Genomic DNA, 14,932 nt, shown 5'->3' on the forward strand with positions numbered 1-14,932 from the left:
GCCCGATGCGCTCCCAGCGCCACGCCGCCGCGCGGCGCTGTGTTCATCTCGTCCGGGAAGCGATCCGGCGCCACCCGATCGTGCCGCGCTCCGCTCCGCCGCAGAGGGCGAGGATCCCGAGCTCCGCCTCGACCTCGGCCGGGGCGAGGCCGCAGGATCGTGCGATCTGAGAGAGGTCCTTCTCGGTGCGCACGCTCAGTGCGTCGAGGACGCGCGTGGTCCGGTCGGTGCGGTCCCCGCTCGTCGCGGGGAGGAGCGTCCCGTCCTCCCAGCCGAGAAGCTCACGGACATCGTCAGCGGAGGTGATGCAGCGCGCGTCGTACTCCCGCAGGAGCCGATGGCAACCCGCCGACGCGGTGCTGGTGATCGGGCCGGGCACCGCACCGAGCGGTCGCCCCAGGGACGCGGCATGGCCGGCCGTGTTGAGTGAGCCGCTGCGCCACCCCGCCTCGACGACCACGGTCGCATCGGAGATCGCCGCGATCAAGCGGTTCCGCTGAAGGAACCGCCATTTCGTCGGCGCCGCACCGCACGGGGCTTCACTGACGATCGCGCCCGAGTCGGCGATCCGATCGATCAGCCGGCTGTGCCCGGCAGGGTACGCACGATCCGCACCGCCGGCGAGGAAAGCCACGGTGGCGCCGCCGAGGGTGAGCGCGGCGCGGTGAGCGGCGCCGTCGATGCCGTACGCCGCGCCCGAGACCACCGTCACCCCCGAACCGGCGAGGTCGGCGGCGAGCTCGCCGGCGACGTGCTCGCCGTAGCCGGTCGCCGCCCGAGCGCCGACCAGCGCGACAGCACCGCCCGCCGGACGCAGCAGCGCGCCGCTTCCGCGGACCCACAGAGCGACAGGCCGATGCGGGCCGAGGTCGTCCACGGCCGCGGGCCACGCCGGGTCGCCCGGGACGATCAGCCGCACACCGGCTCGGACTGCGGCAGCACACGCCGCAGCGACGCCCTCCGGCCGCCACCGCGGCATCCAGCGCTCCCGGCCTCTCTCGATGTCTGCCGAAAGGTCCACGGGGGCGGGGAGCCCCGACACGGTGATCTCGAGCGCACGAGAGGCGCCGAGCACCGAGATGAGACGACCGGCAGCCCCGTCGCCGGGTTCGGTGAGAAGGTTCCACGCCACCCTCGCCCATGTGTCCGCCACGTCGGAATCGGACGTGTCCGCACCCCGGACGCCCGCCAGCTCGCGTGTCGCGATGTCGCGGGACTGAGGCCACCGGCTCACGCGGTCACCCCCTTCTTCAGAAACAGCGCCCGTCCGATGTCTTCGACGCTCAGTTGGGGGCGACCGCCGAGATCAGCCAGGGACCAGGCGACCCGCAGGACCCGGTCGTAGCCGCGGAGGGTCAGCGCGCCGCGATGGAGGGCGGCATCCAGCGGTCGGCGGATGACGGGCGACGGCGCGGCCGGCCCTCGTCGGAGCCAGCTTCCCGACACGTCGGCATTCGTTCGCCACGGGGTGTCGCGCAGGCGGTGCGCAGCCCGCGCCCGTGCCTCGCGTACCTGAGCGTGCGCGACCGCGGTCGTGGTGCCGCCGGCATCGCCCTGTCCGGGCGCGACGGAAACGCGACGCATCTGCAGTTCGATGTCGATGCGGTCGAGCAGCGGGCCGGAGAGCCGTCCGAGGTATCGGCGGATGGCGATCGGGGGGCAGACGCACGCTCCGCCGGGCACGGCGAACTGTCCGCAGGGGCAGGGGTTGGTCGCGGCCACGAGCTGGAAACGCGCCGGGAACTCCGCTACCGCTCCGGCCCGGTGGATGGTGATCCGGCCGCTTTCCAGTGGCTGGCGCAGTGCGTCCAGAGCGTGCGCAGGAAACTCCCCCGCCTCATCGAGGAACAGGATGCCGGTCGCCGCCCGGGCGATCGCTCCCGGACGGATGATGCGCGATCCGCCGCCCACCAGGGCAGCCACGCTCGCACTGTGATGAGGGGCCTCGAAGGGCGGAGTCCGGCGAAGCGCCGACACGGCTTCGCCTCCGAGTGACCGGACGGAGGCTGCCAGGAGAGCAGCCTCCTCGTCGAGAGGCGGCAGGATGCCGGGAAGCCGCCTCGCCAGCATCGTCTTGCCCGCTCCCGGTGGTCCGCTCATCAGGATGTGGTGGGCGCCCGCAGCGGCGACGATGAGCGCCGTGACCGCTTCAGGCTGTCCCACCACGTCCGCCAGTTCGGGCACCTCCCCCGTCTTGTCCTCGGGGCACTCGGACGCAACCGCGGGCTGCTCGGGCACCGCGACGGATCCGCCGTGGAAGGCGACCACCTCCGCGATGTTGACGGCGCCGAGAACCTTCATACCGGTCACCAGCCTCGCCTCCTCCCCGTTGGCATGTGGCACCACCGCACGCCGGATGCCCTTGCGGGCAGCGGCGAGGACCGCGGGGAGCACTCCGGGAACAGGACGAAGGCGTCCGTCCAATCCCAGTTCGCCGATGTGCACGGTGGCGTCGAGCGACTCCCGTGACAGAGGGAGCTCGGTGGCGATGGCTGCGACTGCGATCGCGACATCGAACCCGGAGCCGTTCTTGGGCAGGCTCGCGGGCGACAGATTGACGGTGAGCTTGCGCCGCGGAAGCGCCAACCCGTTGTTCGCGCAGGCGTTGTGCACCCGCTGGACAGCCTCTCCGAGCGACTTGTCGGGCAGGCCGATGATCCGGAAATCAGGAGTCTGCTGCGAGAGGTCGGCTTCGACCTCGACGAGAGCCCCATCCAGTCCCGTCAGGGCGACCGCCCGGGTGCGCACGACGGTCACCGCAGATCCCGCAGATGCTCGATCGTGGCGGTTCGAGGATCGGGCCCCAGCACGGCCACGGCGTCGAGCCTCAGCCGGCGCCCCTGGGCCTGTTCGGGGTGCGCCGCGATCCACGCCATCGCCAGGCGCCACAGCCGCATGCGTTTGCGCGCGTCCACCGCTTCGAACGGGTGCCCGAAACCCTCGCCGCGCCGGGTCTTCACCTCGACGATGACGAGGTCCGGACCATCCTCGGCGACGACATCGATCTCTCCGGCGGCGCACCGCCAGTTGCGGGCGATCAGGCGCCATCCCTGCTCGTGGAGATACGCCGCTGCACGCTCTTCGCCGGCCCTGCCGACCTCGTCCTTGACTGCCATGCTCCGATCGTGATCGGTCGAGGCAGCCCGCCGCGGCCGCGTCGGTGCATCCGTGTACAGAGTCCGGAAGGGGCCTGCTGTGCAGGAGAGGACGCGGGCGCGTCAGCTGTCGAGGGAGAGTTCCTCAGGAAGCTGGAAATCGCGTCGGGAGAGCTCCTCGACGTTGACGTCCTTGAAGGTCAGCACCCGCACGGCCTTCACGAAGCGATCGGCGCGGTAGATGTCCCACACCCAGACGTCGTTCATCGTGATCTCGAAGTAGAAGTCGTGCTCGGTGTCGCGGCGCACCACATTGACCTCGTTCGCGAGGTAGAAGCGCCGCTCCGTCTCGATCACGTACGCGAACTGACCCACGACGTCGCGGTACTCGCGGTACAGTGCCAGCTCGAGCTCGCGGTCGTAGTCTTCGAATACCTCGTCGTCCATGGTGAGTCCACTCTAGATCGCCCGCGGCGGATCCACGCTCCGACGGCCGGCGGCGACGGTGTCAGAACAGCGTCGGCGCGTCCGCGATCGACCAGGACGACCGGTGATGCCTGCTCAGGCCGTGGGCGCGGATCGCCGCTCGATGCTCAGGGCTCGCATACCCCTTGTTGCGCGACCACCGATACGCCGGCGTCTCGTCGTGCAGGCCCGTCATCAGCGTGTCGCGGGCGACCTTGGCGATGACGGACGCCGCGGCGGCGCTCGCGCAGTCGCGATCGGCCTTGATCACCGGGCGCACCCGCAGGCCACTCGCACCCGCCGGCGTGATGTAGTCGTAGTTCCCGTCGAGGATGACGATCGCCTCCGAGGCGTCCACCCCGTGGGCGCGCAGATCCGCCAGGGCGCGGATCGTGGCAAGGCCCAGAGCGCGCATGATGCCGATCTCGTCGATCTCATCGGCCGACGCCCATCCGACCGCGCTGGCGGACACCCACGAGGCCGCTCGCGCCGCAACGACCGGCCGCAGGTGCTCGGGCACGAGCTTGGAATCACGAAGACCCTGCGGCACGCGCTTGCGCGATCGCGGCGCGTCGACGGCGACAGCGCCGACCGCGACCGGCCCCGCGAGTGCCCCACGCCCGACCTCATCGCAGGCGATGACGACCGGATGCTCCCGGAGCAGCCGGCGCTCGAGGGTGAGGCGCGGTTCGATCACTGTCATGGCCGGTCCCTCACGGCTGGTCGGCGGGCTCCGGAACCCCCGCGAAGACCTCGTGGTGGAAGTCCAGCAGCCCGAACCGGGACAGCGGCCACGTCGTCAGGAACGCCCGGCCGACCACGTTCTCGAGCGGCACGAAGCCCTCACCCGGCTGGTCCTGGTTGAAACGGGAGTCCCGTGAGCTGTTGCGGTTGTCACCGAGCACCCACAGACGATCCTCGGGCACGGTGACATCGAAATCCTCGGCCGAGGCGCGACTGACCCCGCCGGGGAGCTTGAGGTAGTCCATCTCATCGATGGGGACGTCGTTGATCGTGATCTGCCCGAGGGTGTTGCAGCACACCACGTGGTCGCCGGGGAGGCCGATGATGCGCTTGACGAGATGATCGTCGCTGTCCGGTGCAGCCAGACCGATGAGAGAAAGGACCCACTCCACGCCGTCGACGATCGGGCCGCGGCTCGGTGTCTCCGAGGGCGGCAGCCACCCGCCCGGATCGCGGAACACCACGATGTCCCCCCGTTCGTATCCCCCGAACCGCGGCGTCAGCTCGTCCACGAGAATGCGGTCGTTGACGTTCAGGGTGTTCTCCATCGATCCCGACGGGATGTAGAACGATCGGACGATGAAGGTCTTGACGAGGAAGGACACCACGAGCGCGATCAAGACGATGATCAGGACGTCCCGGAGGAAGGTGCCCCACCCCCGCTTGCGACCCTCGGGCTGGGATCTCCGGGAGGGGAAGCGGTCGGCCGTCGCGTGCTGCTCGGTGGTCATCGGATCCTTCTCGGGGCCTTCCGCCCCGGACGGTGCGGCGTCCTACCAGGGTGACACACTCGCGCGGAGTCGTCGGTCTGCCGTCGCGAGGAATTCCCCCGGAACGACGAACGCCCCGGCGATGACCGGGGCGTTCGGGGGTTCGGCGCGCTCAGCTGTCGCGCTTCTCCTTGATCTTGGCCTTCTTGCCGCGGAGGGCGCGGAGGTAGTAAAGCTTGGCGCGGCGCACATCGCCGCGGGTGACGACCTCGATGTGGTCGATCACCGGGCTGTGCACCGGGAACGTACGCTCCACACCGACCTGGAAGCTGATCTTCCGCACGGTGAAGGTCTCGCGGATGCCATCTCCCGAGCGGCCGATGACGACGCCCTGGAAGATCTGGATGCGCGAGCGGTTGCCCTCGGTGATGTTGACGTGCACCTTGACGGTGTCACCGGGGCCGAAGTCGGGGATGTCGGAGCGCAGCGACGCTGCGTCGACGGAGTCGAGGATCTGCATGAGGGATCACTTCCTGCGGCCGCCACAGGTCGACCGCGTCACGATGACGGGATGGTGTGCCCGAACCGTTCGCGATGTGGAGCGAACGGCGTGCTCCCCTGAGGCAGAGCCGTGCAGGGCACAAACAGCCATTCTGCCATGGATCGCGATGCCGGCAAAAACGCCGCCGGCACCGGTCAGCGCAGTTCGCTGCGCTCCTCGATCACGACGACGTCGGACGGTCGTGGTCGCGCGGACGTCGACCCTTCGCCGAGGTACGCCGACGACGTGGTCCGGAACGACACGAACCCGGCGGGTCGCGCTTCGCGCCACAGCTGCCACAGCTGCGCCCAGAACAGCGCCAGGGCGACGGCGATGGTCAGGCCGAACGCCCCACCCCACCACCAGGTGCCGAAGAACCCGAGCGACACGGTCAGCGCATGGAGCACCGCGAAGCCCACGACATCCAGCCACGACACCGCACGCTCGGCGCGCACCGTGCCACGGGCTCGGACGAGCAAGGTCAGGATGATCTGCCCGATGAAGACCGACGGGATGCCCAGGAGAAGCACCCAGAGAAAGGCCCACCCGCCGGCCTCGAAGACGCCCCAGCCGATGAGCAGCCAGAGCGGCAGGACGAAGGCCGCCGGAAACAGCCACCGGTAGACCGCGCGTCGGAGCACCATATGCCGATGCTACGCCGGTCTCGCAGCCGCGGGCAGGGTGTCCCAGGCCCCGGACGGCCATCTCCCAGCCCGCACTCCGCGAGAATGGAGCGTGACGGAAGGAAATGGATGATCGAGTTGCGCACCCCGGCCGAGGTCGAGGCGATGAGACCCGCGGGCCGGTTCGTGGCGGAGGTCCTGGCGACCCTCCGCGATGACGCGAGGGTGGGCACGAATCTCCTCGCGCTCGATCAGAGGGCCCACGAGATGATCCGTCGGGCCGGGGCGGAGTCCTGCTACATCGACTATCACCCGTCGTTCGGGGCGTCGCCGTTCGGGAAGGTGCTCTGCACCTCGATCAACGACGCCGTCCTTCACGGACTCCCCTTCGATTACGCGCTCCGCGACGGCGACCTGGTGTCGTTGGACTTCGCCGCCGCCGTAGACGGGTGGGTTGCCGACTCCGCGGTCTCCTTCGTCGTCGGCACGCCTCGCGACGAGGATCTCGCACTGATCGACACGACGCAGCGTGCGCTCTCCGCCGCGATCGACGCTGCACAGACCGGTCGCCGCATCGGCGACATCTCCGCCGCGGTCGCCGCGGTGGCCCGTGCGGACGGCTACCTCATCAACACCGATTTCGGTGGGCACGGGGTAGGCCGGACGATGCACGGCGACCCGCACGTGCCCAACGACGGCAAGGCCGGCCGCGGCTACCCGCTTCGCGCCGGCCTCGTCCTGGCTCTCGAACCGTGGTTCCTCGCCTCCACCGACCGGCTGATCACCGATCCCGACGGCTGGACTCTGCGAAGCGCGGACGGTTCACGGGGAGCCCATTCCGAGCACACCGTCGCCATCACCGAAGACGGTCTGATCGTCCTCACCGACCGGAGCTTCCTCGGGGTGGACTGAGCGCACTCAGCGGGTCGTCACCGCGGCGCTGCGCCCCGGAAGGGTGATCCCCGCGCCGTCGACCGACACCGCATCATCCGTGGTCAGCAGCACGCGGGCTGCCTCCCCCCGCGGGAGCGTCACCGCGTCGGTGCCGAAGTTCACGAGGACGTCGACGCCACCGCGATGCAGCACGAACGTGCGCGCCTCCTCATCGGCCTCGGCGGACAGGGCTCCGAAATCGGGGTCGGTGAAGTCGGGAATCTCCCGGCGCAGCCGCGCGAGCCGCCGGTAGAGGTCGAGCGTGCGGCGATGCCGGGGGTCGGCGGCGTCGGACGACGCCTCGGCCCAATCGAGGCGCGAACGCTCGAAAGTGGCGGGATCCTGCGGATCGGGGACGACGGATTCATCCCATCCCATGGCTTCGAATTCCGCCAGTCGCCCGTCGGCCGTCGCCTTGGCGAGCTCCGGCTCGGGATGCGACGTGAAGAACTGCCACGGCGTGCTCGCCGCCCACTCCTCGCCCATGAAGAGCATGGGGGTGAACGGCGCGAGCAGAGTGAGCACCGCGCCGATGCGCAGGCCCCCTTCATCCAGCGACTGAGAGAGCCGGTCGCCGGCCGCCCGGTTCCCGATCTGATCGTGGTCCTGGCTGTAGGTCACCAGGCGCCAGGTCGGAATGCGCGGGTCGATGGGCCGGCCGTGTTCGCGTTCGCGGAACGACGACCACGTCCCATCGTGGAAGAACCCTCGCGTCGCGGCCTTCACCAGAGCGGACAGGGGCGCGAAATCCGCGTAGTACCCGACGGTCTCACCGGTGAGTGCGACGTGGAGGGCATGGTGGTAGTCATCGCTCCACTGCGCGGTGAGGCCATAGCCGCCGGCTTCGCGAGCGGAGATCAGCGTCGCGTCGTTCATGTCGGATTCGGCGATGAGCGTCAGCGGGCGTCCGAGGTGCGCACTCAGAGCGTCGGTCTCCTCGGCGATCTCCTGCAGGATATGGCGGTCGGTGCGGTCCAGCAGGGCGTGGACGGCGTCCAGGCGCAGCCCGTCGACGTGGTAGTCCCGCATCCACATCAGCGCGTTGTCGACGATGAACGACCGCACCGCCGGCTCGTCGAGGTTCACCGACGACCCCCACGTGTTGCGTTCCGCGTCGCGGAGGTAGGGACCGTACTCGGGGAGGTAGTTCCCACTCGGACCGAGGTGGTTGTAGACCACATCCTGGATGACGGCGAGCCCGCGCCCATGGCAGGCGTCGACGAATCGCTGGTACGCGGCAGGACCGCCGTACGCCTCGTGCACCGTGTACCACAGCACTCCGTCGTAGCCCCAGTTCCAGACGCCGTTGAACCCGTTCACCGGGAGGAGCTCCACGTGGGTCACGCCGAGGTCGACGAGGTGGTCGAGGCGTGCGACGGCCGCGTCCAACGTGCCTTCGGGCGTGAAGGTGCCCACATGCAGCTCGTACACGACGCCGCCGGCGAGCTGGCGGCCTGTCCACGCCTGATCGTTCCACTCGTATCCGTCGGCGTCGAACCAGGAGGACGGTTCGTGCACCCCCTCCGGCTGACGACGCGAGCGCGGATCAGGGCGCACGGCGTCGCCGTCATCGAGCACGAAGCCGTACCGGTCACCGTCCGCCAGCGCCACCTCACCGCGCCACCAGCCGTCCGCTGCTGCCTGCATCTCGGAGTCTCCCCCGCCATGCCGCAGTCGGACGCGGGAGGCCCGGGGGGCCCACAGTTCGATCATCAGGGTGTTCCTTCCTCGATCCGGTCGGCGTCGACCAGGAGCGCCACCGGATAGGTCTGCAGAATCTGTGACAGCGGGATCCCGCCGCCGCCGAACCGTCGTCCCGTCAGCACGTCGACCACGTCCCGAGACGGAAGCAGGATGGTCGTCCCGCCCCAGCCGCCCCGGTCGGCGAGTCCGGCGGGCAAACGGGTGACGACCGTCGTCGCCCCGCCGCGATCGAACGCGACGGCGTGATCGGATGCCTCACCGACGACGGTGACAGGGCGATGGGCGGTGAAGAGGTCCGGTCGATCGCGGCGGAGGCGCAGCGCCCGGGAGGTCACCAGCATCTTCGCCCGGGCGGTGGCGTCCACCGGCGGAAGCTCGCCACGGTCGAACGCCGCGTCGAGGTCCTTCAGCATCCGCTGCCGGAGCGCGAAATCCACCGGGCGACGGTTGTCGGGATCGACCAGAGACATCTCCCACAGCTCGGAGCCCTGGTAGACGTCCGGAGAGCCCGGTGCGGTGAGCTGCACCAGCTTCGCGCCGAGGGAATTGCTCCACCCGAACGCGGAGATCTCGGCGACGAACTCCTCGACCAGCGCACGAGCCTGCGTGGACGCAGCGTCCACGAGCGCATGCATCCTCGTCTCGAAGTCCTCGTCGGGGTCCCACCACCCCGTCGCCTCCGCCGCCTCGCGAGCCGCCTTTTCGGCGTACGCGTGAAGACGGTCGGGGGAGGCGGGCCATGCCCCGACGATCGCCTGCCAGAGAAGTGCGTCGAACGGGCCGTGACCCGTGGTGGCCACAGCGCGAAGGCTCTCCAACACCTCTGCCCAGCGCCCGGGGATCTCCGCGAGCACGTTCAGGCGCGCGCGCACGTCCTCGCCGCGCTTGGTGTCGTGGGTCGACAGCGCCGTCATCGCGTGCGGCCAGGCAGCGAGGCGGCGCTGCTGCGCGAGGTGGAACTCCGCCGGCGTCATCGAGAAGACCGCCGGGTCGCCACCCACCTCCGTGAGCGAGCCGAGGCGGGTGAACCGGTAGAAGGCGGTGTCCTCGACGCCCTTCGCCATCACCGGCCCGGTCGTCTGCTGGAAGCGACGCGAGACCTCCAGCGACGGATCCCGGAGGATCTCGCCCAACGCATGGAGGCTGGGTCCGAGGTCGGGGCGACGACGCGTCGCCTCGGCCGTCGCCCGCGCAAGTTGCTCCTCACCCGCCGGAAGATACGACCGGTACACGGGGAAGCAGGCGAGGAGTTCGGCGAAAGCGTCGGAGGCGTGGTCAACCGGCGCGGGCAGGCACCGCACGAGCCGCGCGATCTCCGCCCGCTGGATGGTGTCGCCGATCATCCGCTTGGTGGTGTGGATGAGATCGGACCACCCGCTGCCCGGCACGCCGGTCTCGGCGCGCAGCCGCGCATCGAGGTCGTCGAGGCGGGCCTCGCCTTCGGGGTCGATGAAGAGCCGGTCGATCTCCCCCATGGCGTCGTACCCCGTCGTACCGGCCGTACGCCACCAGGACGGCAGATCCTCCCCGTGCTCGAGGATCTTCTCCACGAGCACGTGCGTCGGCGCTCCGCGCGCTTCACGCGCGGCCTCGGCCAACTGCTCGAGATAGGCGCCGGGATCGAGCAGACCATCCGGGTGGTCCACACGCAGCCCGTCGGCTAGGCCTTCGCGCAACCAGCGGAGGATCTCGGCGTGGGTGGCCTCGAAGATCTCCGGTATCTCCACCCGCACACCGGCGAGGGTGGTGACGGCGAAGAATCGGCGGTAGTTCAGGTCGTCGGCCTCCGTGCGCCAGAACGCCAGACGGTAGTGCTGGCGCGACAGCACCTCGCGGACCACCGCCGGGTCCGAGGTCTCACTCTCGGGCGCGGAACCCTCAGCCAGGGGGAACGCGTGCTCGAAGTACCGCAGGGAGCCGAAGGGGAACAGGGCGGGGTCGTCGGTCTCGGGCGCTACGGTGATCTCGCCTCCCTCGACGACGGTGTCGACATCGCCGCCGAGGATCGGGACCAGAACGCGACCCTCCCCGAAGTCCCAGTCGATGTCGAACGCGCCGGCGTGCACCGAGCCGGTGCCCCGGAGGAGCACATCCCACCACCAGCCGTTCTGGGCGGGCGCCGAGATGCCCATGTGGTTGGGGACGATGTCGACGAGGATGCCGAGGTCGGCGTTCCGAGCCGCGCCCGCGAACCTCGCCAACCCCTCGGGGCCGCCCCGCTCGGGGTCGATCCGCGAGACGTCGACCACGTCGTATCCGTGGTCCGACCCCGAGGTGGCAGCGAGAAGCGGCGAGAGGTAGGCCCACGACACCCCGAGGTCGCGCAGGTAGCCGACCACGCCCGCGGCATCATCGAGGTCGAAGGAACGCCGGATCTGGAGCCGATAGGTCGACGCGGGATGCCGGCGGTCCGGCGCCGAAGCGGAAACCTCGGCCGAGGTCACCGCCTGGCCTCGGCCTTCGGCGGGGTCTGCGCAACCTCGGAGTCGGCCAGCAGCACCAGCGACGCCGCCACCGAGTGGTCGACCTCCGGCTCGGGGACCTCGTGCTCGCACAGCACCATCAGGGACTTCGCCGCCAGCGGCACGGACTCGCCGGGTACGAGAGCCGCGGAGTCAGCGCGTTGCCCCGCCGTGTCCACCACCGTGTCCCACTTCGGACTGAACTCCACAGCGGGGAGGTGGAAGTCCACCTCTTCATCGCCGGCGTTGAACAGGATGATGAAGTGCTTGTCCGAGATCGGCTCGCCGCGGTGGTCGCGCTCACGGATGCCGTTGCCGTTGAGGAAGACGCCGATCGCACGACCGAAGCCAGAATCCCAGTCCTCCGGCTGCATCTCCGAGCCGTCGGGCCGCAGCCACACGATGTCGGGGATCCGGGCGCCCTCCTCGCGACGCACCGGGCGGCCGTTGAAAAAGCGGCTGCGGCGGAAGGTCGGGTGATCGCGCCGCAGGCGCGCGAGTGCCGCGGTGAATTCCAGCAGGGGCTGATCCACCGCATCCCAGTGCATCCAGGTCAGCTCGTTGTCCTGCGCGTACCCGTTGTTGTTCCCCTGCTGCGTCCGTCCCAGCTCGTCGCCGTGCAGCAGCATGGGCACGCCCTGGCTGAGCATCAGCGTGGCGATGAAGTTGCGCTGCTGGCGGGCGCGCAACGTCAGGACCTCCGGGTCGTCGGTGGGCCCTTCGACGCCGTGGTTGTACGAGCGATTGTGCGATTCGCCGTCGTTGTTGTCCTCGCCGTTGGCGTCGTTGTGTTTGTCGTTGTACGAGACGAGATCGCGCAGCGTGAACCCGTCGTGGGCGGTGACGAAGTTGATCGAGGCGACAGGGCGGCGACCCGAGTGCTCGTAGAGATCGGCCGACCCGGTCAGACGGGAGGCGAATTCCCCGAGGGCCTGCGGCTCGCCACGCCAGAAGTCGCGGACCGTGTCGCGGTACTTGCCGTTCCACTCCGTCCACTGCGGCGGGAAGTTGCCCACCTGATACCCACCCGGGCCGACATCCCACGGCTCGGCGATGAGCTTGACCTGCGAGACCACCGGATCCTGCTGCACGAGCTCGAAGAAGGTCGCCAGGCGATCGACGTCGTAGAACTCCCTCGCGAGGGTCGAGGCCAGGTCGAACCGGAAGCCGTCGACGTGCATGTCGATGACCCAGTAGCGCAGAGAGTCCATGATCAGCTGCAGCGCGTGCGGGTTGCCCACGTTCAAGCTGTTGCCGGTCCCGGTGTAGTCGGTGTAGTAGCGCTTGTCGTCCTGCTCGAGACGGTAGTAGGCCTCGTTGTCGATGCCGCGCATCGACAGCGTCGGTCCCATGTGATTGCCCTCGGCGGTGTGGTTGTAGACCACGTCGAGGATGACCTCGATGCCGGCGGTGTGGAGGGCCTTGACCATGCCCTTGAACTCCTGCACCTGCTGACCGCGCTGGCCCGTGGAGGCGTAGGTGTTCTGCGGGGCCAGGAAGGCGATGGTGTTGTAGCCCCAGTAGTTGGCCAGGCCCTTCTCCTGGAGGGTCGAGTCGTTCACGAACTGGTGCACCGGCATGAGCTCGATCGCCGTGACGCCGAGCTTGACCAGGTGGTCGATGACCGCCGGGTGGGCGATGCCGCTGTAGGTGCCGCGCAGTTCCTCCGGAATCAGCTCGTTGAGCTTGGTCAGGCCCTTGACGTGAGCCTCGTAGATGAGGGTCTCGGCGTACGGGGTCTTGGGCTGTCGGTCGCCGGTCCAGTCGAAGAACGGGTTGACCACCACCCCCTTCATCATCGCGTCGGCCGAGTCCTCGTCGTTGAACGAGTCGGGGTCGCCGAAGGTGTAGGAGAACACCGACTGACCCCACGTGATCTCGCCGTCGACAGCCTTGGCGTAGGGATCGAGCAGAAGCTTGCTCGGGTTGAACCGCTGACCGTTCGCGGGGTCGTAGGGCCCGTGCACGCGGTAGCCGTATCGCTGCCCGGGTCCGACGTTGGGGAGGTAGACGTGCCACACAAACGCGTCCACGTCGCGCAGTTCCACCCGCGTCTCGGCGCCGCCGTCGTCGAAGAGGCAGAGTTCGACACGTTCCGCTCCTTCACTGAAGACGGCGAAATTGGTGCCGTTCCCGTCGAAGGTGGCCCCGAGGGGGTACGCCGACCCCGGCCAAGCCTGCAGCGTCATCCGTGTCCTTTCACGGTCGCGCGCACGCCGCACGACCAGTTACGAAGGTCCTGAGCATATCGAGGACGGATGACACGCCGGTGCCCCTTGACGCCGAGACACCGGGAGGGGGTCTGCCGCGGCATCCGATCCGGATCAGTCCAGCAGGTCGGGTCGGTGGGCGCGCGTGCGGGCGAGGCTCTGCTCGTGGCGCCACCGCGCGATCGCGCCGTGATTGCCGCTCAGGAGCACCGGGGGAACCTCCCGCCCGCGCCACGAGGCGGGTTTGGTGTAACTCGGGTACTCCAGGAGGCCTGCTTCGTGCGATTCTTCGACAAGGCTCTCGGGGTTGCCGACCACACCCGGGACCAGGCGCGAGACGGCCTCGACGATCGCCATGGCCGCGACCTCGCCGCCGTTGAGGACGTAGTCGCCGAGACTGATCAACCGCACCCGATGGCTCGAGGAGTAGTGATCGATGACGCGCTGATCGATGCCCTCGTACCGTCCGCAGGCGAAGACGATGTGGGCCTCCTCGGCGAGGGCGCGCGCACCGGGCTGAGCGAAGCGCTCCCCTGCCGGCGACGGAACGATGAGCAGGGCGTCGGGGGTGAGTACCTCGTCGAGTGCCTCACCCCACGGTTCGGGCTTCATCACCATGCCCGCTCCCCCGCCGTAGGGGGTGTCGTCGACGGTGCGATGGCGGTCGTGCGTCCACGAGCGCAGGTCGTGGACGCGGATGTCGAGGAGGCCCCGATCACGGGCCTTGCCGATCAGCGAGACGTCGAGGACGTCGAAGAACGCCGGGAAGATCGTGATGATGTCGACGCGCATGTCAGGGGGCGTCCGGCGGGCCGTCCTCGGCTCCGCCGTCGGGCGCTTCCGCATCCTCCGGGTCACCGGGCAGATCTTCGAACAGCCCGGGAGGCGGGGTCACGGTGACGCGGCCCGCCGCGATGTCGACCTCGGGGACGATCGCCGAGACGAACGGGACGAGCAGTTCTCGGTCGCCGTCGCCGGTGGGTCGCACGATCAGAAGGTCTTGCGCGGGAAGGTGGTCGACCCGGATCACCCGCCCGACGACGTGTCCATCGCGGACCACGTCGAGACCGACGAGCTGGTGGTCGTACCATGCGTCGGGTTCGGTCGACGAAGCGGTCGCGTCCTCATCGATCCAGAGGATGGCGCGGACGAGTCCTTCCGCCGTGGTGCGGTCGTCCACGCCCTCGAAGAACGCGACGGGGTGGGAGTTCATCCACCGGAACTCGCGGACGGTGAGGGGCTTTCCGTGCCACGGGGAGGTCTCGGGAACCTGCAGCGTGAAGGTCGCACCCGGGACGAACCGCCCGTCCGGGTCGTCGGTGTACAGCTCGATCTTCAGCGCACCCTTGAGCCCATGGGCCTTGACCAGGCGGCCGACGCGGAGCTGCGTCCGTTCACCCGCACGCGTGCGCGGAGCGGATGCGGCGGAGCCGTCGGTGGGCACG

General features: G+C 69.4%; 14 protein-coding genes. 1 reads left to right on the plus strand and 13 read right to left on the minus strand.

Annotation, left to right across the window (positions count from 1 at the left end):
- Positions 1-43 precede the first annotated feature (43 nt).
- From dprA to HDC37_RS09875, 8 genes are all read right to left on the minus strand, one after another.
- Complete coding sequence (gene dprA / locus HDC37_RS09840) at positions 44-1,234, minus strand: DNA-processing protein DprA (RefSeq protein ID WP_374939164.1); 1,191 nt, start codon at positions 1,232-1,234, stop codon at positions 44-46.
- Positions 1,231-2,757, minus strand: a complete 1,527-nt coding sequence (locus tag HDC37_RS09845) for a YifB family Mg chelatase-like AAA ATPase (RefSeq protein ID WP_179560233.1) — start codon at positions 2,755-2,757, stop codon at positions 1,231-1,233. Before HDC37_RS09845 ends, dprA begins: the two co-directional genes overlap by 4 nt.
- Positions 2,754-3,116 (minus strand): YraN family protein, encoded by a 363-nt coding sequence (locus tag HDC37_RS09850; protein WP_179560234.1) that lies wholly within the window; start codon positions 3,114-3,116, stop codon positions 2,754-2,756. Before HDC37_RS09850 ends, HDC37_RS09845 begins: the two co-directional genes overlap by 4 nt.
- A gap of 102 nt (positions 3,117-3,218) precedes the next feature.
- Complete coding sequence (locus HDC37_RS09855) at positions 3,219-3,542, minus strand: DUF2469 family protein (RefSeq protein WP_124293411.1); 324 nt, start codon at positions 3,540-3,542, stop codon at positions 3,219-3,221.
- A gap of 61 nt (positions 3,543-3,603) precedes the next feature.
- Entirely contained in the window at positions 3,604-4,263 is a 660-nt protein-coding gene (locus HDC37_RS09860; protein WP_179560235.1) for a ribonuclease HII, read from the minus strand.
- A 10-nt stretch (positions 4,264-4,273) separates the two neighbouring features.
- On the minus strand, positions 4,274-5,035 hold the full coding sequence (lepB, locus tag HDC37_RS09865) for a signal peptidase I (protein WP_179560236.1): 762 nt from the start codon (positions 5,033-5,035) through the stop codon (positions 4,274-4,276).
- Between the two features lie 151 nt (positions 5,036-5,186).
- Entirely contained in the window at positions 5,187-5,534 is a 348-nt protein-coding gene (rplS, locus tag HDC37_RS09870; protein ID WP_124293414.1) for a 50S ribosomal protein L19, read from the minus strand.
- Positions 5,535-5,710: 176 nt separating this feature from the next.
- Entirely contained in the window at positions 5,711-6,199 is a 489-nt protein-coding gene (locus HDC37_RS09875; protein WP_179560237.1) for an MFS transporter permease, read from the minus strand.
- 108 nt (positions 6,200-6,307) lie between these two features.
- On the opposite strand from HDC37_RS09875, the gene map reads away from it, so the two are divergent.
- The gene (map, locus tag HDC37_RS09880; RefSeq protein WP_179560238.1) at positions 6,308-7,090 is read left to right on the plus strand and encodes a type I methionyl aminopeptidase; all 783 of its coding nucleotides are present in this window, start codon (positions 6,308-6,310) and stop codon (positions 7,088-7,090) included.
- 6 nt (positions 7,091-7,096) lie between these two features.
- Here map and treZ read toward each other — a convergent pair whose 3' ends face one another.
- The 5 genes from treZ to rimM all read right to left on the minus strand — a co-directional run bounded on the left by treZ (position 7,097) and on the right by rimM (position 14,931).
- On the minus strand, positions 7,097-8,824 hold the full coding sequence (treZ, locus tag HDC37_RS09885) for a malto-oligosyltrehalose trehalohydrolase (protein ID WP_179560239.1): 1,728 nt from the start codon (positions 8,822-8,824) through the stop codon (positions 7,097-7,099).
- The gene (gene treY / locus HDC37_RS09890) at positions 8,824-11,259 is read right to left on the minus strand and encodes a malto-oligosyltrehalose synthase (RefSeq protein WP_179560240.1); all 2,436 of its coding nucleotides are present in this window, start codon (positions 11,257-11,259) and stop codon (positions 8,824-8,826) included. Before treY ends, treZ begins: the two co-directional genes overlap by 1 nt.
- Complete coding sequence (gene glgX / locus HDC37_RS09895; RefSeq protein ID WP_179560516.1) at positions 11,256-13,460, minus strand: glycogen debranching protein GlgX; 2,205 nt, start codon at positions 13,458-13,460, stop codon at positions 11,256-11,258. Before glgX ends, treY begins: the two co-directional genes overlap by 4 nt.
- Positions 13,461-13,601: 141 nt before the next feature.
- Complete coding sequence (gene trmD / locus HDC37_RS09900; RefSeq protein WP_179560241.1) at positions 13,602-14,279, minus strand: tRNA (guanosine(37)-N1)-methyltransferase TrmD; 678 nt, start codon at positions 14,277-14,279, stop codon at positions 13,602-13,604.
- Between the two features lies 1 nt (position 14,280).
- Positions 14,281-14,931 carry a ribosome maturation factor RimM gene (gene rimM, locus HDC37_RS09905; RefSeq protein WP_179560242.1) on the minus strand — a complete coding sequence of 217 codons (651 nt, stop codon included), beginning with the start codon at positions 14,929-14,931 and terminating at the stop codon, positions 14,281-14,283.
- Between the last annotated feature and the right edge of the window lies 1 nt (position 14,932).

This window comes from Microbacterium sp. AK009 (assembly GCF_013410955.1).
Lineage (GTDB): Bacteria > Actinomycetota > Actinomycetes > Actinomycetales > Microbacteriaceae > Microbacterium.

Bases quoted from the DNA above. Each gene is read 5' to 3' on its own strand.
- HDC37_RS09850 (WP_179560234.1), bottom strand. From the start codon at position 3,116: ATGGCAGTCAAGGACGAGGTCGGCAGGGCCGGCGAAGAGCGTGCAGCG.
- HDC37_RS09855 (WP_124293411.1), bottom strand. From the start codon at position 3,542: ATGGACGACGAGGTATTCGAAGACTACGACCGCGAGCTCGAGCTGGCA.
- HDC37_RS09860 (WP_179560235.1), bottom strand. From the start codon at position 4,263: ATGACAGTGATCGAACCGCGCCTCACCCTCGAGCGCCGGCTGCTCCGG.
- lepB (WP_179560236.1), bottom strand. From the start codon at position 5,035: ATGACCACCGAGCAGCACGCGACGGCCGACCGCTTCCCCTCCCGGAGA.
- rplS (WP_124293414.1), bottom strand. From the start codon at position 5,534: ATGCAGATCCTCGACTCCGTCGACGCAGCGTCGCTGCGCTCCGACATC.
- HDC37_RS09875 (WP_179560237.1), bottom strand. From the start codon at position 6,199: ATGGTGCTCCGACGCGCGGTCTACCGGTGGCTGTTTCCGGCGGCCTTC.
- map (WP_179560238.1), top strand. From the start codon at position 6,308: ATGATCGAGTTGCGCACCCCGGCCGAGGTCGAGGCGATGAGACCCGCG.
- treZ (WP_179560239.1), bottom strand. From the start codon at position 8,824: ATGATCGAACTGTGGGCCCCCCGGGCCTCCCGCGTCCGACTGCGGCAT.
- trmD (WP_179560241.1), bottom strand. From the start codon at position 14,279: ATGCGCGTCGACATCATCACGATCTTCCCGGCGTTCTTCGACGTCCTC.